Source organism: Flavobacterium sp. C4GT6 (genome assembly GCF_036347315.1).
Taxonomy (GTDB): Bacteria; Bacteroidota; Bacteroidia; order Flavobacteriales; family Flavobacteriaceae; genus Flavobacterium.
This window is the reverse complement of record NZ_JAZGZU010000004.1, coordinates 157,560-179,341: the sequence shown is the minus strand read 5'-3', so window position 1 is coordinate 179,341 and position 21,782 is coordinate 157,560. Positions and strand designations below refer to the sequence as shown.

Below are 21,782 nucleotides of genomic sequence, written 5' to 3'. Positions count from 1 at the left end.
ATTTTATTAAATTTGTTGTATGATATGCTTTTTTTATGACAAAAATTAATTTAACTGAGAAGGAATATGAATTAGCTTTATCAATGCTTTTAAAGTATTTTGATGCGAAACCTAATACTATCAGAGGAAAAATATTTCAAAACCTTTCTAAAAAGGTTGAAGATTACGAGAATAGACATTTTAAAATTGAGAATTTAGACCCTTAATTTTTCCCTTCTTCTTCTAAATACTTCTTTACTTTCATAACTGTATTTTTAGAACAATCACATAGCTTAGCTATATCAGTAATAGTATGTCTATTTTTTTTTTGAAGATATTGAATAACATTAGGGTATTTAGATAAAAAATCTTTCTTGGTTTCACTTGAACCTCTTTCCCTTCCTTTGTATATCCCCTTAGCTTTCGCTATCCTAATACCTTCTTGTTGTCTTTCCAAAATTGATTCTCGCTCCATTTCACTAATGTTAGCGAGAACACTAATAATTAATTTAAAGGTCAAATTTTCCTTTCCATTTGCCCAGCTTTTTAAACCTAAATTATCAACTTCAAGACAAATCTTTTTTGAATGAAGATAATCTATAGTTTTTAAGATATCAATTGTATTCCTTCCTAGCCTATCTATACTTGATACATTGATTGATGTTATATCCCTAAATTCGATCTCTTTTAAAAGTTTAGATCCTACTGGTCTAAGGGCGAATGGAACCGAACCACTAACTTTATCAATAAATACAATTTCATCTGGATGAGCTTTGAGTAACTGTCTTTCAATTTTTTGATTTAATGTTGAAACTCTTATATAACGTATTTTCATTTCAATTTCTTTTTTCAAATATATCAATTTTAGGATAGGTATAAATGATATCATTCTTTTTTAAGAATTATGTACTACTTTTAAGGTAAAAACATCTCACAAATAGACTATAGTCTATTTATGAGATGAAAATAATATTTTACAATATGATATATTCAACTTCAATAAATAATATGCCAAAACTTGATTTTCCTAAAAAATTTAAAGGAAGATATTGGACTTTATACTGGATTGGAAAAATTTATATGTACAAAGGTGAACTATATTGTAACTATTATTTTGTGAATCACAAGATAATAGAATTCTCATTTAACTATCCCGAAAAGAAAAAAATCATCAAATTTTCATTAGTTGCATCACTAATGTCATATTTAGAAATAGGAAGTGTCTTCCTTTCAGATGGAATTTTTTATACAAATTCTGAAGAATACTTTACAAGGAAAAATTCTATACAACTTCAAAGTACTGTAAAAAATAAAATTAGAATAAATAATGTTCCTAAGTCTATATCAAATAATTTACCTTTTATACCTAAAAATGAACTTAAGAAGTTTACTTACTTTAAAATAGATACTTTTATTGATAGTGAAAAAATTAGGGTCATCATACCATCATCTACGTTATGTAAATACTTTTATTTTAAAAATCATTCAGTAACAAACCTAATCTTATCTGGCATTTATGATGATGTATTTAAAATCATAAGCAAATTTACTTTTAAGAAAGAAAGAAACGCTGCGATTGAATATGATAATAAAATAGCACTTCCGGAAGAAATACATTCAATTGTACAGTATTCACAAATAAAAAATAAACAAGGAATCAAATCTTTAAACCACATAAGCTCTAGTATAAAAATTAATCACATACATAAAAATGAATGCTATTTAAATTTTAAATTCCCATTTAATAGCGCCTATAAAATTGAACTTTCTGGTAAATATTTTAAAGAAAAAGGCGAAAAATTATTCTTAGCTTTCTCTGTTATTGATTTATTACCTCTAAAGACCTTATTTAATATAGATAAAATTTTATTAATACCTAAATACCGAGAGGATACAAGAAAAACTTTAAATAGAAAAAGGTTGGCCAAAAAACACTTTGTAAAAGATTTACCTTCTTCACGAACTTGTAATGCTTGTATATTTCCTCAATATACTATAAACTTAGGATTATCAATATTAACTTTTGAATACATTTCTGAAAATCTTATACTTAATAAAAATATACATTATCAAGAAAATATTTCAAAAAGCAAAGATGTTACACAATCATATAAAGCAATGCTAAACAATGTATTAAATTATAACAGATTAGAATACAACTACATCAATTTAACTACTTTTGAAGAAAATTTAGGACTTCGTGAGAACATTGAACCTTTTGTACTAGAAGTAATTAATGACGAGAGTTACATTTATCATTTCTTTTTTTCTTACCATTTTTCACTTAATGTAATTAAAAAGACAACAATTTCAAAAATATCATCATTAGAAATTAATTTAATATGTAAAAAACTTATACAAGATTATTACCTTAATAATAATACTTTTAAACAATTCAAAAAAGAAGATGAGACAGTATTTGAAAGTTTATTTAATATAAAGTTTTACCATAATAATGCTCTAGAAAAATTATTCAACAACGAAGATAAAATTGTAAATTATTTTAATCAATTATTTATAACAATAGGATCTAGATAGTACTCATAATTAATAAACTAAATATTAAACTTAAGTACATTGCTAAACCAAAAAGGAGGAATATCTCTGAAGTCTTTGGAAAAATCACTATATGTAAGTTTTCTACCTGATAAAAAGTTTATGAATTTTTGAGGCCAGGATTCCAATAATTCATATGTAATAAGAAGTGACTCTTCCCTACTCTTAATTCTATTTAAATTTTTATTAAGCATACTAATACTTCTATATTTTTCAACCTCAATTCTAAATTTATTCCATTTTTTACTTCTTGAATATAATTTATGTTCGAGTTCATGTAATACACTAAAAAAAGTAAATGAATATTGTGTCAAATCATTAAAACCAAAATCTATAGTATTATTGATGTATTTTTGATACTTTATCGAGTCATCATCAGCATATATTTTATCTGTCTTAGTTATATCTCTCAAACATTTATAACAGGAATTTAAATCATTTTCAGGAATTTTACCTTTAATGCCATTTTCAAGTCGGTGAAAAGCAATTGGGCTATTACAATGAGGGCAACTGTCCAATAATTTTAAAGAACATTCTAAACACACTAATGAACTAGTTAACCTCCAACTTTTTTTAAAAAATTTTACTTCTTTTTCTAAACACCCTATACAGTAAAGTAATCCAAATTTCCTTCTTTTTCGATGATTTATACCAATAGACAGTAGTGATTTTGTACTAATGACATCGTTAAATACTATTCCATCAAATGATGATAGAAATAAATTTTCAATCCGGTCTTTCGAAAGAGGAGTATGTTCATATATCTTTCTTTTTATAATTTCTGGGCAATACTGATCAATATCTCTATTCCATATTGGCAATCCATCAAAGAAGAATTTAGAAAATGTGTGCGATTTTATTCTATGTTCTTTAGATAAACGATAAAACCAACTAGTAAAAATTTCATCCTCTTCAGGTTTAATATATCCCGGCCAGTTCATAATTATAGTTCAATATTGTTAATCCAGTCTATCATTATAGTTATAACGGATACTGTTCAAAATCTCAAATGTAATTTTTTCAGTTCCTGATTTTATAGCTAAAATTGCAGCCCTATCAATAACTGTTTTAGTTTCACCTAATATACCTCGACTCATCGAATAAATCTTTTCAGCTACTTTTTGATTATGAAGGTTTGAATTTTCTTTAAGAGGTAATATTTTTTCAAAACTCATTAGTAAACGGATATAATCATTATCTAATTGCCAAGGAGATAGCTCAATTTTATCAAATCTTCTACTTACGTTAATATCCGAATCAATTGCAAACCGAGCTTCATCAGTCCCGCAAATAACAATTGGCACTTTAATTTCGTTAGCAAACTCTTTCAATGTCGTCAAAAAGTGTCTTTGTTGACTTCTATTAGCTGTATTTAAAATGTTATGAAATTCATCAATAAGTATGAATTTCACATTAACTTTTTTTAATAGATGTACAGCTCTGTTAACCGTAAGACTCTTACTTTCCTGTATTCCATAGGGACTACCTATAGTATCAAGTATAGTTGTAAAAAAGGATTTTTCATCAGTCTTATAAACTCTAAAATAAATAACTGGAATATTGATTTTTTCATCATTTTTCGTAATAAATTCTGGATGCATTTTTAAAAATTGTTTTAAAATTGCTGTTTTCCCATTATTTGAAGGTCCAAATAGCAATAGTCCTGGCATTCTATCTCTCTCAGGAGTATTCATAAGTATGTTAAACTCATCAATAATACTAAGCGCATAGGTATAGCCTACCCAAACGAAAGTCATTATTTTTCTTATTCGCTCAATATCATCTAGGCTTTTTAAATTATTAATTCTAGAGTGCATCATAATCTATATCTTCAAAAGGTTCCAAATTAATTTTTTCTTTTAATTCAAATTCTTTTAATTCCATTTGTATCTCTTTCTCTAATGTGACAGAATCATTGAAGGTCTTTTCTTGAATTGTTGACTGTTTCTGTCTTTTTTTAGATTTACTTCTTTTAACCACAATATCTTTGATCTGTATCATTTTTTTGTAGCCTTCTAGAATTTTAGATTCATCTAATTTTTTACCATAAGTCTCCTTCGCTTTTCTATATGCTAAATTATACTCCCTCCTATCCATAATTGGAAAAGTAAGATTACTATATGGAACTTCATAATATTGATTGTCATTAGGATTGAGAAAAAAAATTGGTGAAGTTTTATTTCTCCACATTTTGAAAATTAATTTTATTTTACGATTATTTTTATCTTCTTTATTAATGAAAGAAGCTATTTCCTTCGAATAATATCGAAGATATTTTATCTGTATTCCATATCTCTGTGGAGTTCTTTCGATTGATGGTAAAAAATTAAGGAAAACCTCTTTTTGATTACTAACTTTTTTGGGTAGTCCACGTCCTACATTTATTCTATCTCCTTCAATACCTAATTTGTATTTATGCATTGGAGACATATTAATTCCACTATGCTCACGTTCATGATAAACACATAGAATAAATGTTAATATCCATTTCTCTAAATCATGGATGGTAAAAGCTTTACTGTTTCTTCGATGTTGTGATGTCAAAAGTGTATTTGAATCAGTAGCACCAGGTAAGTTTTTTATTTCATTGTTAATTGTTCTAAAAAATCTTTCTATGTGTCCTCCATCCTCTGGGTAACCAATTCTTCTATTCATTAAATTTATCCCATATAACTTTGCAGAATTTTTTATTGATGTACCTGTAAACTCCTTAGCATTGTCCATATGTAAAGTGTCCATCACTCCATAGATTGGCCACTCTTCATGAATATCATACTCTTGAAGAATATATTCTTTAGTAAGTATTGAAGTAGCAATACACATACCTGCACTCTCTGCTCCGGGAGAATCAAATGTGAGATAATATCCCGTAACCATTCTACTATAAATATCAAGTGCAATTGTAAGCCATGGACGACCTAACTCCATTCCGTCTTCATCCACCAGCAGAATATCTAACTTTGAATGATCCATTTGAACAATATGTAAAGGATACAACGCTTCTAAGGAGCCTGTTACAGGAGAATATTTTTCTTTTGCTTTCTTAATTCCTTCTCTTTTTTTCATTTTATCAAATGCAGGAATTCTAGCAATATAAGATCTTACTGTAGAATCACAAGGAGGTTTAAGTTTATGTCTATTACATTCTATCTTAATTCTAACTATAATAAGAGAGATTGATTCTCCTTGAAGGGTGAGATAATACTTTCGAATAATCATATCCATTATCTCTAGTACTTCTTTTTGAATTCGATTTTTACCTTTTCCTCCTGTGTGAGGCATTGGGGCTAAGGCACTTATATTTTTTGACTGTTTGTATTTATGAATCCATCTATTTATAGTTGAACGACTTTTACCAGATGAAATAACTATTTGATTGATAGATTTATTTTCAATAAAATAAGGTTCAATTATCTTAAATCTTTTACTTGCTATATTTAATAACTTTTCATTATTTACAACCTCAATATCACGACATTCTTTAGAATTGACCTCCTTAATTTCATTAATATCAACAGTAATAACCTCTCCATCTTCAAGCTTTTCTATAACAAGATGTTGGTAATCCTGAATAACCAATATGCGAAAAAGAAGATTCTTGTAACTTACAATATTACCAATATCAAATTTTACTCCCCCCATCTCAAAAAAACCTTATACTATTTGTAATCAGAAAGTTACAATTTTTTTATTACAATTTATAAAAAAAATTATTCAACCCAAACAATTGATTTCATTTTGAGTTTTTTTGTAAGATCACATCGAACAAAATTATTAGCAATCAATATCCACAGATAGTATTGAGATTGTTCCGGTCTTATATTTTCTTTCTTTAATTCTTTAATTAAACTCTCAATTGATATAGTTTTGGAATTACGTATTGTTTTAATAATTAACAATCCAACTAAAACATCTTCTTTAGATGAGTCATTAGCAGAAGCTATATTAAATCGAAATCTTGATAAGAATTTTATATTTCTGAGATAATCTCGTTCTTTTCTAATTTCTCTTTCGGTTATAATTATAAAATCTAATGAATGTAACTTACAAAAATCACGTGCAGCGTTAAATTTTCGGCCCAATTCTTTTTCATTTTTCTTTAAGTCATTAAAGTATTTAACTTCAATAATGTTGTCTTTTTTATTAGCATCAAAATAATGAATATAAAAATCTGGATAGTATAACCTTTCTTTATTTTCATTATCTAAATACTTAATTGCCAAAGGTTGCTCTGTATAGTATTCTACTTCAATATCAAATTCTAAGAGATATATAAAATCCATCTCTAAAGAAGATTCAAATTGTATTTCCTTCGAATTACAATTTTTTCTTGTAATGTATGATCCCGCTGAAGAAATCTCTTTCAGTGGAATATTTCTAATTCTCTTGCTAAAATGTGTCATCTTCTTATATAATTTTTTCATGAAAAGAGTTAAATAATCAAAAAAATGTGTCAATTACTCTTGTAAAAAATAATCATAACTATATCAATTACTTGTAAATATAACAATTGGGGTTGAAAATTGGGGAATAGGGTTTAAACAGGCAGGTGATTTAGCAAAGGCATCAGAGGGTATTAAGCAAACCGACTTTAAGATACTTATGAGTCATGACCCGTCACACTGGGAGCATGAGGTGAAAACCCACAGGGATAATTATCATTTAACGCTTAGTGGACATACACACGGATCGCAGTTTGGTATAGAAATACCGGGCTTTGTTAAGTGGAGCCCTATACAGTATCGTTACAAACAATGGGGCGGACTGTATGAAAATGTAGGGCGATATATATATGTAAATAGGGGATTTGGCTTCCATGCTTATCCGGGTAGGGTAGGTATTTGGCCAGAAATAACAGTATTAGAACTAAAAAAAGGCCCAAAAGTAGCGTGATTGCTTAAAAATGTTATATTTGTATATAGATTATTTGGAACTAAAGGTTTTTAAGTAAGTATAAATCTTTTTTTATGTCAAAATTTGGAGAACTTATAAACTCCCCGGTACCTGTATTAATCGATTTTTACACAGAGTGGAACGAGCCTTCTGTGTCAATGCATCCTGTAATTAGAGATGTAGCCGCTGCACTGGGAGACAGGGCAAAGGTGATAAAAATTGATGTAGATAAAAATCAGGAACTGGCCGATGCTTTAAGAATAAAAGGACTTCCTACGTTAATGATTTACAAGGGAGGACAAATGGTGTGGAGGCAGTCTGGCGAACTGGATGCTAATACAATTATTGGACTGGTACAGGAATTTACAAGTACTAGTGCATAGCTTCAAACCTAAACTTTTTCTTCTTTAAGTATTCTATTGCTCTTGGTAGAGCATATTCCAGATTAGGGAATGCTTTTACACTGTCGTGAAAAATAATCACGCTACCTTCTGTTGTGTTTTCCGTAACGTTTTCAAGGCACTTTTCGGGAGTTATGGTTTTGTCAAAATCAGCACTCAATACATCCCACATTATTATTTTGTACCCCTTACCCCTTATTGCTTTAGCTTGGGATGACTTTATCTTACCGTAAGGGGGTCTGAATAGCTTAGTGGTATATTCCTCGTGTGTAAAGCCTTTAATTACATCTTCGCAGGCAAATGTATTTTCCAGATAGGTTTCCTTTTTGGTTTTCCATCCGTTTAAGTGATTGTAGGTGTGGTTAGCAATGGTGTGACCATCGTCTGCTACCTTTTTGAAAATCTCCGGATACTTTTTGATGTTATTGCCTATGCAGAAAAAAGTGGCTTTAATGTCGTGTTTTTTCAGTACACCAAGTACCCATTCGGTAATCTCGGGAGTAGGGCCGTCATCAAAAGTAAGGTACACGGTATTACTGTTGTTAGGGATGTCCCAAACAAAACCGTTAAACAACTTTTTAATCAGTTTTCCTGTTTTGACCCAGTATGCTTTCATGCTAAAAAAATAAGCAGCTTTAAGTAAAGCTGCTTATAAAGTTACTAATATAATTTAGTTATTCTTCGTTTTCACGTTTAAACCTTTTAAACATTTCGTTGTACTTATTAAAGGTAGGTTTTTCCTTGTTGTAAAGCTCGGTGTCACCTTCATCTTTCATAATTAGTAAAAGGCTTCTGTAACGTTCAATATCGGTTATAATATCAACGATAATGTTGTTTTGTTCTCTTACGTCAACACTGTTGTAAAAGGTAAGTTTCTCCTGGTACTTTTTGATAAGTTGAGTAAGCAGGTCACGTGCTTTTTCTTTTTCACCAAGTTGATAGTATGCTGTTGCAAAAGGTTCCAGTAAGGTGTAGTAACCAAAGTAATCTACCGGCATCTTAGTCATGGCAAGATCAGCAATATCTTTAGCTTTATCCTTTTTACCTTCCTCAATCAGTTTTTCCATAAGTCGCGCCAGGTTGGTGCGGTATGTAATACTGTTTTTGCGGGTTTCAGGGTCATGATAAATGTTAGGGCTTTCGCTGTTACCCCAATCCCATTTCATAACAATATTATACATTTTTTCGGTATCAATATGTCCCATGTCAAGCAGGCTTCCTTCTTTAGGAACCGGAGTTTTTACAGGGATAAGTTTAAATACCATACCATCTAACTGAAGGTAGTCCTTCATCCAGATATAATCATCATCACCAAAGCTTCCTCCGGTAAAGTAAATAGGTCGCTCCCAGTTATTGTTATTAACAATGTCAAGCATTAACAGGCGGTTTTTGTATATAGCATCTCCTTTAATATCAATATCTATATAAGGAACAATAGAATCGTAAAGGTCAGGTTCTACTATCTTGTGTTTTATAACCGATTCACGGTCTACTTTAAGCCTGATTTTATTAGTAGGGAAGTAGTTAATACTATGCCCGTTTTTAAGCTCAACCATTGTTCTTGGGTCATCAGAAGCGATAAATGATATAAAGTCATTTATGTCCCAACGGTTTTCGGTTTGCTTATCAAAGAACATACAATCTCTGGTTCCCTGTACATACTGGTCGTGTGTAAAGGAAATAGGTAATGGCTCAGACGTGTAAGCTTTTGCTTTCATCTGGTCTATATACCAGTCGGTCATGAAAAGGCTGGTATTTACAATCCTGATGTCTGTACGTATACCTTCTATTTCCTGAGCATACCAAAGCGGGAAGGTGTCATTATCCCCAATGGTAAATAAAATGGCATTTTCGTCACATGACTCAAGGTAAGCCTTAGCCATAGCAAGTGCAGTATAACGGCCTGAACGGTCGTGATCATCCCAGTTTTGAGAAGCCAGTAATACAGGTCCTGCTAATAATGTAACAGCCAGTACAACCGGTCCTGCAATTTTTGGAGCCAAATATTTTTGTATGGATTCATAAATAGCATATACACCTATACCTATCCACATGGCAAATACATAGAATGATCCTACAAGGGCATAGTCTCTCTCCCTTGGTTCAAAAGGTCTTTCGTTTAGGTACACCTTAAGGGCAAGTCCTGTAAACAGGAATAATATAAGTAATACGTAGAAGCTCTTAGGGTCTCTTGATGCATGATAGCATAGTCCTATAAATCCTAATAGTAATGGTAAGAAGTAGTAAAAGTTTCTAGCCTTGTTGTTGAACTGGTCTTCTGTTAAGTGACTTTGCGGACCAACATGGTTTTCATCAATAAATTTAATACCGCTCATCCAGTTACCGTCATAGTTGTCATAACGTCCCTGTATATCATTTTGCCTGCCGGCAAAATTCCACATAAAGTACCTGAAATACATATAACCAAACTGGTATTGGAACATGAACTTCATGTTGTCGCTAAATGATGGTTTCTCTATTATAAGGTAACTGCTGTAGTTTCTAAGGAATTTGTCGTAATCATCAAGATCCAGTTCTCCTTTTTGGTAAGAGGCTTTGAACTGATTGATTATGTTTTGAAGTTCATCACGCACCTGTGCCATTGCTTTCCCTATTTCCTCATCACTCATTTGATCTAAAGGAAGGCCATATTGTACAAGGTCTCTTGAAAAATCATAATTAGGATCTATCCTAAAGTCAAGAGGTTTTGTGAAATTCATATAGTTTACCGGATGCCCATTGTCGGTACTCCACATTCTTGGCATAAAGCCTTTGTGGTTGTCATCGGTATTCTGTTTTGCGTTTTTGTAATTGTTTACAATAACATATTTTCCGGTTTTATAATCCCTTTGGTAGTTTGGTTTTTCATCCTCATACGGTTTGTCAGCATCAAGTCCGGCATAAATATCAGAATACATAGGGCCATAAAACAGTTTTTGTTCTCCATACTGCTCACGATTATAGTAAGCAAGTACTTCGGCGGCATCCGATGGTCTGTTTTCGTTAATAACCACATTAGCATTAGCACGTATAGGAAGCATCATCCAGGTAGAGAAACCTATAAATATAAATAGCACACAAAGTATAAGTGTGTTGGCTAATGCATGTCCTTTTTTACGGGTATAGCTAAGCCCGAAATAAAAGAAGGCTATTAGTAATATAGCTACAAATATGGTTCCCGAGTTAAACGGTAGACCTATCTTGTTTACCATGAATATTTCGGTCTTACCAAACAGTGCAAGTGTGTATGGTAATAGTAATTTGAAGATAAAAAGCAATACAGCTACAATAACAATATTTGCTATAATGAAGCTTTTTACTGTAACTTTTTCGTAGTTTTTAAAGAAGTATATAAATCCGATAGCAGGGATGGTAAGCAGTGCCATAAAGTGAACACCAAAAGTTAATCCTACTACCAGTGATATGATAAGCAGCCACTTGTTACCTCGTGGAGTGTTCATATCCTGCTCCCAGCGTAACCCTAACCATAGTAATAACGCTATAAATAACGATGCCATAGCATATACCTCGGCTTCAACCGCATTGAACCAAAAGCTGTCGGTAAAGGTAAAGGCAAGTGCACCAACGGCAGAACTTCCTATCACCATAAAGGCATTGTTGTTATTGAATTCGGAAAATTTCTCAACCAGTGATCGTATTATCATGGTCAATGACCAAAACATAAAAAGTATGGTGAATGCACTGGAGGCTACCGATACCATATTAACCATAAGGGCTTCTTTGTCAGGGCCTGATGCAAACATGGCAAAGAAAGCGCCTACCATTTGAAATAAAGGGGCTCCCGGCGGGTGACCTACCTCAAGCTTTGCGGCTGTGGTGATGTACTCGCCACAATCCCAAAAACTCATGGTTGGCTCTACGGTTAGTGAATAAACAATAAATGCAATGGCAAAAACAAACCATCCGGTGATGGTGTTCCATTTTTTAAAGTTGAATGTTATCATGCGGTTTTGAAAATTCCGGATTTATATATGCAAAGAAACTATTTTTTATTTAAAGGTAATTAAGCAAACTTATTTTTAATGATTAATATAAAGTAAAAAGGCGGGAATTATTGTAATTCCCGCCCTGTAAAATATTTCTCTCAGCTATTGTCTTCCATAAACCGTTCCATCATTTTATAATATCGGTCAAATTCAGGGAGCTGTTTGTTGTAAAATTCATCGTCACCCTGCTTTTTGATCATTTGTAATAATCTGTAATAGCCTCCTATGTCACCCGGTGAGTTAACCGAATTGAAAAAGGCTATGTTTTCCTGATATTTTTTTATTAACAGCGCTGCCAGTTCACGGGCCTTTTCGGTTTCGCCTACTTTATAATATCCCTCGGCAAAAGGTTCAGACATGAAGTGGTAACCATAATCTTGCGTAGGGAGCTTTGTTACGGCAAGGTCGAGTATGGTTTTAGCCATTTCGGTTTTCCCTTCCTGAATTAAAGTGTCGCTTAATCGGGCAAGGTTTTTACGGTAGGTAATGCTGTTACGTCTTGTTTCAGGATCAAGGTATATTTTTTTATTACTGCTACCCCAGTCCCATCGCATAACGGTATCATACATTTTTTGTGAATCAATATGACCAATGTCAATTGGGCTGTCTTTTGGCACTTCTGTTTTTACAGGGACCAGTTTGTAGGTCATACCGTCTAACTGAAGGTAGTCTTTTAACCAAAGATAATCTTCAGCTTTAGGACTTCCGCCTGTAAAGTAAATAGGACGCTCCCAGTTGTTGGTGCGTATAATATCCAGCATAACCAGCTGATGTTTAAAAATAGCCTCTTTAGGTAAATCTATTTCGATGTACGGTACAATAGAGTCATATAACTCTGGCGATACAACCTTGTTTTTAATAACGGCTTCTTTGTCTACGGGTATGCGTATTTTATTACTCGGGTAATAATTGGCCCAATGTCCGTTATTGAGTTCTACCTTTGCGCGCTCGTCATCCATTAAAACAAAATCCATAAAGTCATCTATGTCCAAACGTTCTTCTGTTCTTGGTACATATAATATAAAGTCGCGGGTTCCGTCTACATATTGACTGTGATTCATTGAAACAGGTACGCCTTCGGCTTCATAAGTTTTTTGTTTCAGTTGGTCAATATACCAGTCGGCAGGCAGGTATGTAGAGCAGGCAACTTTAATATCAGTCCTGAAGTTTTCTATTTCCTGAGCATACCATAACGGGAAAGTATCGTTGTCTCCTATAGTAAATAGTATAGCATTAGGGTCGCATGAATCAAGGTAGGTTTTTGCCATTACAAGCGCGGTGTCCCTGCCCGATCTGTCATGGTCGTCCCAGTTCTCAAAAGCCATAAGGGTAGGGGCTGCCAGTAGTGTTGCTCCTAATATAACCGGAACGGCTACTTTTTGGTTTATATGTTTTTGTATGCTGTTGTATAAAGAATAAACTCCCATAGCTATCCATATGGCAAAAACATAAAAAGCACCAACCATTACATAGTCTCTTTCGCGTACTTCAAATGGCTTTTCATTAAGAAATACTTTTATGGCTAAGCTCATAAATACAAATAGTACTAATAAGGTGTAAAAACTTTTTGGGTCTTTACGGGCATAGAAAATAAAGCCTATAAGCCCTAATATAAAAGGTATAAAAAAGTATATGTTACGACCTTTGTTGTTTAGCATGTCTGAGGTAAGATGGCTTTGTGCTCCCAGTCGGGCTTCATCAATAGCTTTAAAGCCGCTTAACCAGTTTCCGTTAAGGTAATCGCCTTCTCCCTGTACATCGTTTTGTTTTCCGGCAAAGTTCCACATTAGGTAACGCCAAAACATATAACCAAACTGATATTCGGCCATAAACTGCATGTTTTGCATTAATGTTGGTTTTTCTACAACAAGGTAGCTTTTGTAGGTTTTAAGGAATCTGTCGTAACCTTCATAGTCAATTTCGCCTTTGTTGTAGGCCAATTTGAATTCGTTTATCACATCGATAAGCTGTGATTTTATCTCGCTCATGGCGGTATAGGCTTCATCCTGACTAATGTTGTTTATGTCAATACCATATTTGCCAAGATCCTGAGAGAAATCGTATTGCGGATTTATTTTAAACTTGGGTGGGGCTGTGTAAGCTATGTAATTGGCGGCGTGCTTATCACTAATCATACGTGGTAATATGCCGTTGTGGTCTTTGTGGGTATTGTGTACTGCGTTTTTATAGTTATTTACTACTACATATTTACCGGTTTTATAATCGCGCTCATAATTTGGTTTTCCGTCTGAAAACGGATTGTCCGGGTCTAAGCCTGCATAGGTTTCGGTGTAAAGCGGACCGTAAAATACTTTTTGTTCACCATAATTTTCGCGGTTGTAATATGCCAGCAGTTCGGCAGCATCGGTAGGAGGTACTTCGTTAATTACAACTCCGGCGTTTGAGCGTACCGGTAAAACCAGCCAGGTTGAAAAGCCAGCAAACATAAATAGGGTGCAAAGTATCACTGTGTTGTATAACGGCAATCCTTTTTGTTTTGTGTATCGCAATCCGTAATAAAAAAGTCCTATCACTAATAGTCCCATTATTATAGTGCCCGAATTAAAAGGTAGTCCTAAAGTGTTTACGGCAAATATCTCGGTTTTACCAAACAGCGCCATGGTGTAGGGCATTAAAAACTTAAATACAAAAAGTAACACGCCTACTATAGCGATGTTAGCTATTATAAAGTTTTTAGTGGTTACTGTTTTATAGTTTTTAAAGTAATAAATAAGACCAATTGACGGTATGGTTAATAGCGCTAAAAAATGTACTCCGAATGATAATCCTACCAAGAGGGAGATTAATAATAGCCATCGGTTGCCGTTAGGTAAATGCATTTCTTCACCCCAGCGTAATCCTGCCCACATTAGTAATGATATAAATAAGGATGCCATGGCATATACCTCGGCTTCGGTAGCATTAAACCAGAAACTGTCTGAAAAGGTGAGGCACAAACAGCCTATAAGTGAGCTTCCCAATATCATTATTGTGTTGCCTTTTGTTATTTCTCCAAACTTAACAATAATGTTTTTTAATAGTAATGAAACCGACCAGTACATAAAAAGTATGGCAAATGATGCCGAAAATACCGATACCATATTTACCATTAGCGCAACTTTTTCTTTAGAGAATGCAAAAAGCGCAAAGACTGATCCTATTAACTGGTATAACGGGGCGCCTGGTGGATGACCTACCTGTAGCTTTGCAGATGTTGATATATATTCACCCGAGTCCCAAAAACTAACAGTGGGTTCTACGGTGAGGGAGTAGGTAATTAGTGCAACAGCAAAAGAAGTCCATCCTAAAATAATGTTCCATCTTTTAAAGTAATGATCATGCATAATGGGTCTTTTAATTGGTTATCAGTTTGTTTGCCTTGCAGGCAATATTAGAGTAGTAACGCAGAAAAATTTTTTTTCATATTTTTTGAAATAAAAATTTGCAAAAATGAATTTATGTGCTACATTTGCACCCGCAATCACGCACCAATACAATGGTCTATGGTGTAATGGTAACACTACTGATTTTGGTTCAGTCATTCTAGGTTCGAGTCCTAGTAGACCAACAAAAGCCTCTCAAAAAACTGAGAGGCTTTTTTTATTGCGTTATTTTTAGGTTAATTATATAAAAAAAGCTGCCTAAGGGCAGCTTTATGTTTTTTCTTTCTAGGTTAAATTTTGAAAGTTACAACCGGTCTTACAGCATGATTAACCAGGTCTTCGCTTATACTTCCGTTAAAGAAGTGTGCAAGTCCTTTTCTGCCGTGAGTGCACATACCAATAAGGTCGGCATTTACACTGTTTGCAAAGTGAAGTATACCTTTCTCTACATTAATGTCGTTGTATATGTGTGTAGAGTAGCCTCCTGTTAGGTTTGCATTTGCAGCAAAATCATGGATAAGTTTCTCTGCAGCGTGTGTAGATTTGAAGTCGTTTGGTGTGTTAACAAAAACAAGGTGTAGGTTTGCATTAAATAGGTTAGCAAAGCTTACTACGTCTTTGAATGGCTTTTTGATTTCGTCTGAGAAGTCAGAAGCAAAAACAAAGTTTTGCGGAGCGAACTCGCCTTCTTCTTTCTTGATTACAAGTACCGGAATGTCTGAAGTACGAACCACTTTTTCAGTGTTAGATCCAATAAACATTTCTCTAAAGCCGCTTGCTCCGTGAGATCCCATAACTACTAGATCGATATCGTGTTTCTTGCTATGAGCAATAATACCGTCAAAGGCTTTGTCAAACTGAATAGCTTCAATTACAGTTAGACCTTCAAGGTATGGTTCGTTAAGCAGGTCCTGGAAACGTTCGCGTGTTTTTTCCATAAAGAACATAACCTCAGGTACTCCTGCACTTCGTCCTACGGCGTTGCTTTCTCCTATACCGTCATCGCTAATGTGGTTTGGTAATTCCAGCATGTGAAGCAGGTATATTTCGCCGTTGTTTTTGCGGGCAATCTGAGCTGCTACTTTAAGTGCATACTCAGCGTGGTCTGAGAAATCGGTAGGTACTAAAATTCTTTTCATATGTGTAAATTATTAACAAAAATTTGGTTGGAAAAATAATACAATAAAAGTAGTGAATAAATTTTACATTATGTAATGATTTTCAATATATAAAAAAATTAGTATATTTGCACAGTTATTTATTAAAAAACTAAATAATGAGGGGACAGGAGTCCCCTCTTTTTATACTTGATATGACATTTAGAGAGAAAGTTGCAGAACTGGTGAATGCAGCGCTGGAAGAGCGCCCTTCGTTGTTTCTTATAGATCTTTCCATAAGTGATTCCAATAAAATTAATGTTACGCTGGATGGCGATAATGGGATAAATTTACAGGACTGTATTGATGTAAGCAGGGCTGTAGAGCATAATTTGGATAGGGAAGAGCAGGATTTTTCCCTTGAAGTAGCTTCGGCAGGAGCGACAAGCCCTTTAAAAAACATCAGGCAGTATAAAAAAAATATTGGACGAACACTTAAGGTAAAGACTGAGAGTGGTGAAACTGAGGCTAACCTTACAGATGCTACTGAAGAGTTCATAGTACTGGAGTGGAAGGCAAGGGAGCCTAAAAAGATAGGTAAAGGGAAAGAAACCGTACAAAAAAGAGCTGAAATACCTTATGCAGAAATTAAGGAAGCAGTTGTTGTTATAAAATTTTAAAAAATAAAGAGAGTTGGCATGGAAAATCTTGCATTAATTGATTCGTTTTCAGAGTTTAAGGACGATAAGCTGATAGATCGCGTTACGCTGATGGCGATTCTGGAAGATGTATTTAGAAATGCATTAAAGAAGAAATATGGTTCTGATGATAATTTTGATATCATTATAAACCCTGATAAAGGGGATATGGAGATTTGGAGGAACCGTGTGGTTGTAGCCGATGGTGAGGTAGAAGATCCTAACCAGGAAATTTCTCTTTCTGAAGCCAGAAAAATTGAGCCTGACTTTGAGGTGGGTGAAGATGTTTCTGAAGAGGTGAAGCTAATACAGTTAGGTCGTCGTGCCATACTTGCGTTACGCCAAAACCTTATATCTAAAATTCACGAACACGATAATACAAACCTTTACAAGCAGTTTAAAGAGCTTATAGGTGATATTTATACTGCAGAAGTGCACCATGTTCGACCAAAAGCTGTAATTTTGGTGGATGATGAAGGTAATGAGATTGTTTTACCAAAAGAAAAACAAATCCCTTCAGACTTTTTCAGAAAAGGAGATAACGTTCGCGGTATAATAGAAAATGTTGAGCTTAAAGGAAATAAGCCGCAAATTATTATGTCCAGAACTTCTGAGAAATTCCTTGAGAAACTTTTCGAACAGGAAATACCAGAGGTGTTTGACGGACTTATCACTATCAAAAAAGTAGTGAGAATACCGGGCGAGAAGGCTAAAGTTGCTGTTGATTCTTATGATGACAGAATTGATCCTGTTGGTGCCTGTGTGGGTATGAAAGGTTCAAGGATTCATGGGATTGTACGTGAACTAGGAAATGAAAATATTGATGTAATAAACTATACGTCTAATACTCAGCTTTATATTACAAGAGCATTGAGTCCTGCAAAAGTTTCTTCTATCAAAATTGATGAAGAAGCTAAAAGGGCAGAAGTGTTTTTAAAGCTGGAAGAAGTGTCTAAGGCTATTGGCCGTGGAGGACACAACATTAAGCTTGCCGGGTTGCTTACAGGATATGAGCTTGATGTGATACGTGAAGGTAATCTAGAGGAGGATGAGGATGTTGAATTAACAGAATTCTCAGACGAAATCGAAGATTGGATTATCCAGGAGTTTGCTAAAATAGGTTTAGATACAGCCAGAAGCGTGCTTAATCAGGATGTGGCAGACCTAGTAAGAAGAACAGACCTGGAAGAAGAAACGATTCTTGAAGTTGTAAGAATACTTAAAGAAGAGTTTGAAGATTAATAAAACTAATTGTATAAATACAACATACAACCGGGAAAGATAATATTAAAAAGATTTTATGTCTGAAGAAAGAGTAATAAGATTAAATAAAGTTTTAAGAGAATTAAACATTTCGCTGGACAGGGCTGTTGAGTTTCTTAAGGATAAGGGGCATAATATTGATGCTACCCCTAATGCTAAAATATCCAACGAGGAATATAAAGCTCTTATTAACCAGTTTTCTGCCGATAAAGGTAAGAAAGAGGCTTCTCTTGAAGTGAGTGAAGAGAAAAGGAAGGAGAAGGAGGCTCTAAGGCTGGAGAGGGAGCGTGAGTTAGAAGAGAAACGTAAGCAGCAGGAAGAGGAAGAAAAGCAAAGGCAGGAAGTAATCCGTGCCAGAGCGAGTATATCCGGTCCGGTAGCAGTGGGTAAAATAGATCTTAATTCTGATAAAAAGGCTCAGCAACAATCTTCAGACACTGTGGGGGAACCTGTGCAGGAAACTGCACCTAAAGAGGAGGCTCCAAAAGCTAAAGAGGAACCTGTAAAACAACCGGAACCTGTGAAAGCACAAGAAGAGGTTAAAAAACCTGAGGAAGCACCTGCGCCAAAGCAGGAGGCTCCAAAAGCAAAACAGCAGCAGCCTGCAAAACAGCAGGAACAACCTGTTAAACACAAAAAACAGGATAAGCCGCAACATGCGCCAAAACAGGAAGCTCCAAAACAACAGGCACCTAAGCAGGAAACACCTAAAGAAGGTGAAGGAGCAACGCCTGTAGAGGATGTTATTAAAACACAATATCAAAAACTTAGCGGTACTACCTTTACGGGTAAAACCATAGATCTTTCCCAATTCGAAAAAGCTAAGAAGAAAAAAGAAGAGCCTAAAAAAGATAACAAAGGCGGAAATAACAACCAGGGCGGAAATAACAATAACAAGAATAAGAGAAAAAGAATAACTACCAAGCCTCAGGGTGGTGGTAACAACCAGGGCGGTAACCAACAGGGAGGAAATAACCAAGGTGGTAACAGACAAGGTGGCGGTAACAGATTTGGTAACAATAATAACAGAGGCAACAACAAGCGTCAGGCTATTGTTAACAAGGTAGAGCCTACCGATGAAGAAGTTAAAAACCAAATTAGAGAAACCCTTGAAAAACTTCAGGGTAAAGGTAGCAAGTCTAAGGCGGCTAAGTACAGAAGAGATAAGCGTGAAACACACCGTCAGCGTACTGATGACGAGCAAAAACAGCTTGAAGAAGGAAGCAAAGTGCTTAAAGTAACAGAGTTTGTTACAGTAGGTGAAATTGCAAGTATGATGGATGTGCCTATTACTAAGGTAATCTCTGTATGTATGTCGTTAGGAATCATGGTAAGTATGAACCAGCGTTTAGATGCTGAAACACTTACTATTGTTGCTGATGAGTTTGGTTATGAGGTTAAAATTACAACGGCTGATATTGAAGAATCAATAGAGGTTGTAGAAGATAAAGAAGAAGATTTACAGTTCAGAGCACCTATCGTTACAGTAATGGGTCACGTTGACCACGGTAAAACGTCGTTACTTGACTACATCCGTAAGGAAAATGTAATCGCAGGTGAGTCGGGAGGTATTACACAGCACATTGGTGCATATGGAGTAACTCTTGAAAGCGGACAAAAAATCGCATTCCTTGATACACCGGGTCACGAGGCATTTACCGCGATGCGTGCACGTGGTGCTCAGGTAACAGATATCGCTATTATCGTAATTGCTGCGGACGACGATATCATGCCACAAACAAAAGAGGCAATTAACCACGCTCAGGCAGCTGGTGTGCCAATTATATTTGCAATAAACAAAGTTGATAAGCCAACGGCTAACCCGGATAAAATTAAAGAACGCTTAGCAGGTATGAACCTGTTAGTGGAAGACTGGGGGGGTAAAATTCAGTCGCACGATATATCTGCAAAAACAGGTTTAGGTGTGAAAGAATTACTTGAAAAAGTATTACTTGAAGCAGAGATTCTTGATCTTAAAGCTAACCCTGATAAGCCTGCAGTTGGTACTGTAGTTGAGGCCTTCCTTGATAAAGGTAGGGGTTATGTAGCTACTGTACTTGTACAGGGTGGTACTTTAAAAGTAGGTGATTATGTACTTGCTGGTAAACACCACGGTAAGGTAAAAGCAATGCACGATGAGCGCGGAAACAGCCTACAGGAGGCAGGTCCTTCAACACCGGTATCGCTACTGGGTCTTGATGGTGCGCCAACGGCGGGTGACAAGTTCAACGTGTTTGAAGATGAGAAAGAGGCTAAGCAAATTGCTGCAAAACGTACTCAGTTACTACGTGAGCAGGCGGTACGTACTCAGCGTCACATTACGCTTGCTGAGATTGGACGTAGGATTGCTTTAGGTCAGTTCAAGGAACTTAACATTATCCTTAAAGGTGACGTGGATGGTTCGGTTGAGGCATTGTCTGACTCGTTCTCTAAACTGTCTACAGAAGAAATTCAAATCAATATCATACATAAAGGTGTAGGTGCTATTACAGAGTCTGACGTATTATTAGCTTCGGCTTCAGATGCGATTATTATCGGATTTAACGTAAGACCAATGGGTAGTGCTAAGCAACTTGCAGAGAAAGAGGAAATCGATATCAGAAACTACTCTATTATCTATGATGCTATTGATGATGTTAAGGATGCTATGGAAGGAATGCTTTCTCCGGAACTTAAAGAAGAAGTTACCGGTACTGCAGAGATCCGTGAAACATTCAAAATTTCTAAAGTGGGTACTATTGCCGGATGTATGGTTACAGATGGTAAGATATACAGAAGCTCTAAAATCCGTCTTATCAGGGATGGTGTGGTTATCTATACCGGAGAGCTTGCTACGCTTAAGCGATTTAAAGATGATGTTAAAGAGGTATCTAAAGGTTACGACTGTGGTATGCAGGTTAAAAACTATAACGATATCCAAATTGGTGATGTTATTGAAGCATTCCAGGAGGTTGAAGTTAAAAAGACGCTTAAATAATAATAAGAGTTTATATATGACAAAAAGTCCGGCTATTGGCCGGACTTTTTTGCTTTGATATCTTTTGTTTGATAGTTGTTTTTATTGTTTATGAGCTGTTATTTGCTTGGTTTTATCAATAAGGCATAAGGGTATTTCTCTTTTACCTTTACAAGCTGTCTTTCGGCTTCTATGCGTGATTTAAAGCTGCCGACCCATACTTTGTAGGTTGGGCTTTCAAATATTATTGTGCCATCTAAATCTTGGTATTCTTTTTTAAATTCAGCTAATGTTTTTCGGGCATTACTGTTCTCTCCATAGTAAATCTGAATCTTGTATCGGTCGTTAATATCGATGTTTGAATTCAGTTTTCTTTTTTCATTTAGTAATTGCTCAAATTTGGGGTCCTGAGAGATAGGATTTTCCTGTTGTTGGGCGTTACTTTCTAAAGAATAAAAAGTAAGAAAAACTGCAGCTATTTTTAGGGTGTTTATTTTTAAAATTCTCATAATGAATTGGGTTTGAATGCAAAATTACGATTTATTACAA

Annotated in this window: 16 protein-coding genes, 1 tRNA gene and 1 pseudogene; 8 read left to right on the top strand and 10 right to left on the bottom strand. The window is 34.7% G+C overall.

The features are described 5' to 3' along the window. Positions 1–35 precede the first annotated feature (35 nt). The gene (locus tag V3Z67_RS07025) at positions 36–206 is read left to right on the top strand and encodes a hypothetical protein (RefSeq protein WP_330442632.1); all 171 of its coding nucleotides are present in this window, start codon (positions 36–38) and stop codon (positions 204–206) included. On the opposite strand, the gene V3Z67_RS07020 is transcribed toward V3Z67_RS07025, so the two are convergent. Further along, positions 203–832 carry a recombinase family protein gene (locus tag V3Z67_RS07020; protein ID WP_330442631.1) on the bottom strand — a complete coding sequence of 210 codons (630 nt, stop codon included), beginning with the start codon at positions 830–832 and terminating at the stop codon, positions 203–205. The genes V3Z67_RS07025 and V3Z67_RS07020 overlap by 4 nt on opposite strands. A 155-nt stretch (positions 833–987) precedes the next feature. Here V3Z67_RS07020 and V3Z67_RS07015 point away from each other — a divergent pair, with 155 nt between their 5' ends. After that, positions 988–2,517: a hypothetical protein gene (locus V3Z67_RS07015; protein ID WP_330442630.1), complete on the top strand. Its 1,530-nt coding sequence runs from the start codon at positions 988–990 to the stop codon at positions 2,515–2,517. Between the two features lie 17 nt (positions 2,518–2,534). Here V3Z67_RS07015 and V3Z67_RS07010 read toward each other — a convergent pair whose 3' ends face one another. The 4 genes from V3Z67_RS07010 to V3Z67_RS06995 all read right to left on the bottom strand — a co-directional run bounded on the left by V3Z67_RS07010 (position 2,535) and on the right by V3Z67_RS06995 (position 6,959). Next, positions 2,535–3,476, bottom strand: a complete 942-nt coding sequence (locus V3Z67_RS07010; RefSeq protein ID WP_330442629.1) for a TniQ family protein — start codon at positions 3,474–3,476, stop codon at positions 2,535–2,537. Positions 3,477–3,494: 18 nt separating this feature from the next. Continuing rightward, a complete protein-coding gene (locus V3Z67_RS07005) occupies positions 3,495–4,355 on the bottom strand; it encodes a TniB family NTP-binding protein (protein ID WP_330442628.1) in 861 nt (286 codons plus the stop codon). Next, the gene (locus V3Z67_RS07000) at positions 4,342–6,177 is read right to left on the bottom strand and encodes a hypothetical protein (RefSeq protein ID WP_330442627.1); all 1,836 of its coding nucleotides are present in this window, start codon (positions 6,175–6,177) and stop codon (positions 4,342–4,344) included. The genes V3Z67_RS07005 and V3Z67_RS07000 overlap by 14 nt, the downstream gene beginning before the upstream one ends. 68 nt (positions 6,178–6,245) lie before the next feature. After that, positions 6,246–6,959 (bottom strand): TnsA endonuclease N-terminal domain-containing protein, encoded by a 714-nt coding sequence (locus V3Z67_RS06995; protein ID WP_330442626.1) that lies wholly within the window; start codon positions 6,957–6,959, stop codon positions 6,246–6,248. A gap of 85 nt (positions 6,960–7,044) precedes the next feature. Here V3Z67_RS06995 and V3Z67_RS06990 point away from each other — a divergent pair. Then, positions 7,045–7,428: pseudogene (locus tag V3Z67_RS06990) on the top strand (metallophosphoesterase); the annotation flags it as partial. 74 nt (positions 7,429–7,502) lie between these two features. After that, entirely contained in the window at positions 7,503–7,811 is a 309-nt protein-coding gene (locus tag V3Z67_RS06985) for a thioredoxin family protein (protein WP_035134121.1), read from the top strand. On the opposite strand, the gene V3Z67_RS06980 is transcribed toward V3Z67_RS06985, so the two are convergent. From V3Z67_RS06980 to V3Z67_RS06970, 3 genes are all read right to left on the bottom strand, one after another. Beyond that, the gene (locus tag V3Z67_RS06980) at positions 7,801–8,445 is read right to left on the bottom strand and encodes a polysaccharide deacetylase family protein (RefSeq protein ID WP_330442625.1); all 645 of its coding nucleotides are present in this window, start codon (positions 8,443–8,445) and stop codon (positions 7,801–7,803) included. The two genes, V3Z67_RS06985 and V3Z67_RS06980, sit on opposite strands and share 11 nt — an antisense overlap. Positions 8,446–8,503: 58 nt before the next feature. Further along, positions 8,504–11,794, bottom strand: coding sequence for a protein O-mannosyl-transferase family (locus V3Z67_RS06975; RefSeq protein WP_330442624.1), 3,291 nt, complete (start codon positions 11,792–11,794; stop codon positions 8,504–8,506). A 140-nt stretch (positions 11,795–11,934) separates the two neighbouring features. Then, positions 11,935–15,180, bottom strand: coding sequence for a glycosyltransferase family 117 protein (locus tag V3Z67_RS06970; protein WP_330442623.1), 3,246 nt, complete (start codon positions 15,178–15,180; stop codon positions 11,935–11,937). 153 nt (positions 15,181–15,333) lie between these two features. Here V3Z67_RS06970 and V3Z67_RS06965 point away from each other — a divergent pair. Further along, positions 15,334–15,404, top strand: a tRNA-Gln gene (locus V3Z67_RS06965). Between the two features lie 105 nt (positions 15,405–15,509). Here V3Z67_RS06965 and V3Z67_RS06960 read toward each other — a convergent pair. Beyond that, the gene (locus V3Z67_RS06960; RefSeq protein WP_330442622.1) at positions 15,510–16,358 is read right to left on the bottom strand and encodes a universal stress protein; all 849 of its coding nucleotides are present in this window, start codon (positions 16,356–16,358) and stop codon (positions 15,510–15,512) included. 173 nt (positions 16,359–16,531) lie between these two features. On the opposite strand from V3Z67_RS06960, the gene rimP reads away from it, so the two are divergent. Genes rimP through infB form a run of 3 tightly spaced genes read left to right on the top strand, consistent with a single transcriptional unit; the run spans position 16,532 to position 21,254 of the window. Then, positions 16,532–16,996 carry a ribosome assembly cofactor RimP gene (gene rimP / locus V3Z67_RS06955; protein ID WP_035134151.1) on the top strand — a complete coding sequence of 155 codons (465 nt, stop codon included), beginning with the start codon at positions 16,532–16,534 and terminating at the stop codon, positions 16,994–16,996. Positions 16,997–17,014: 18 nt separating this feature from the next. Next, positions 17,015–18,256, top strand: coding sequence for a transcription termination factor NusA (nusA, locus tag V3Z67_RS06950; protein WP_035134109.1), 1,242 nt, complete (start codon positions 17,015–17,017; stop codon positions 18,254–18,256). A gap of 58 nt (positions 18,257–18,314) precedes the next feature. Continuing rightward, positions 18,315–21,254, top strand: a complete 2,940-nt coding sequence (gene infB / locus V3Z67_RS06945; RefSeq protein ID WP_330442621.1) for a translation initiation factor IF-2 — start codon at positions 18,315–18,317, stop codon at positions 21,252–21,254. A gap of 98 nt (positions 21,255–21,352) precedes the next feature. On the opposite strand, the gene V3Z67_RS06940 is transcribed toward infB, so the two are convergent. Next, on the bottom strand, positions 21,353–21,742 hold the full coding sequence (locus tag V3Z67_RS06940) for an SPOR domain-containing protein (RefSeq protein ID WP_330442620.1): 390 nt from the start codon (positions 21,740–21,742) through the stop codon (positions 21,353–21,355). Positions 21,743–21,782 lie beyond the last annotated feature (40 nt).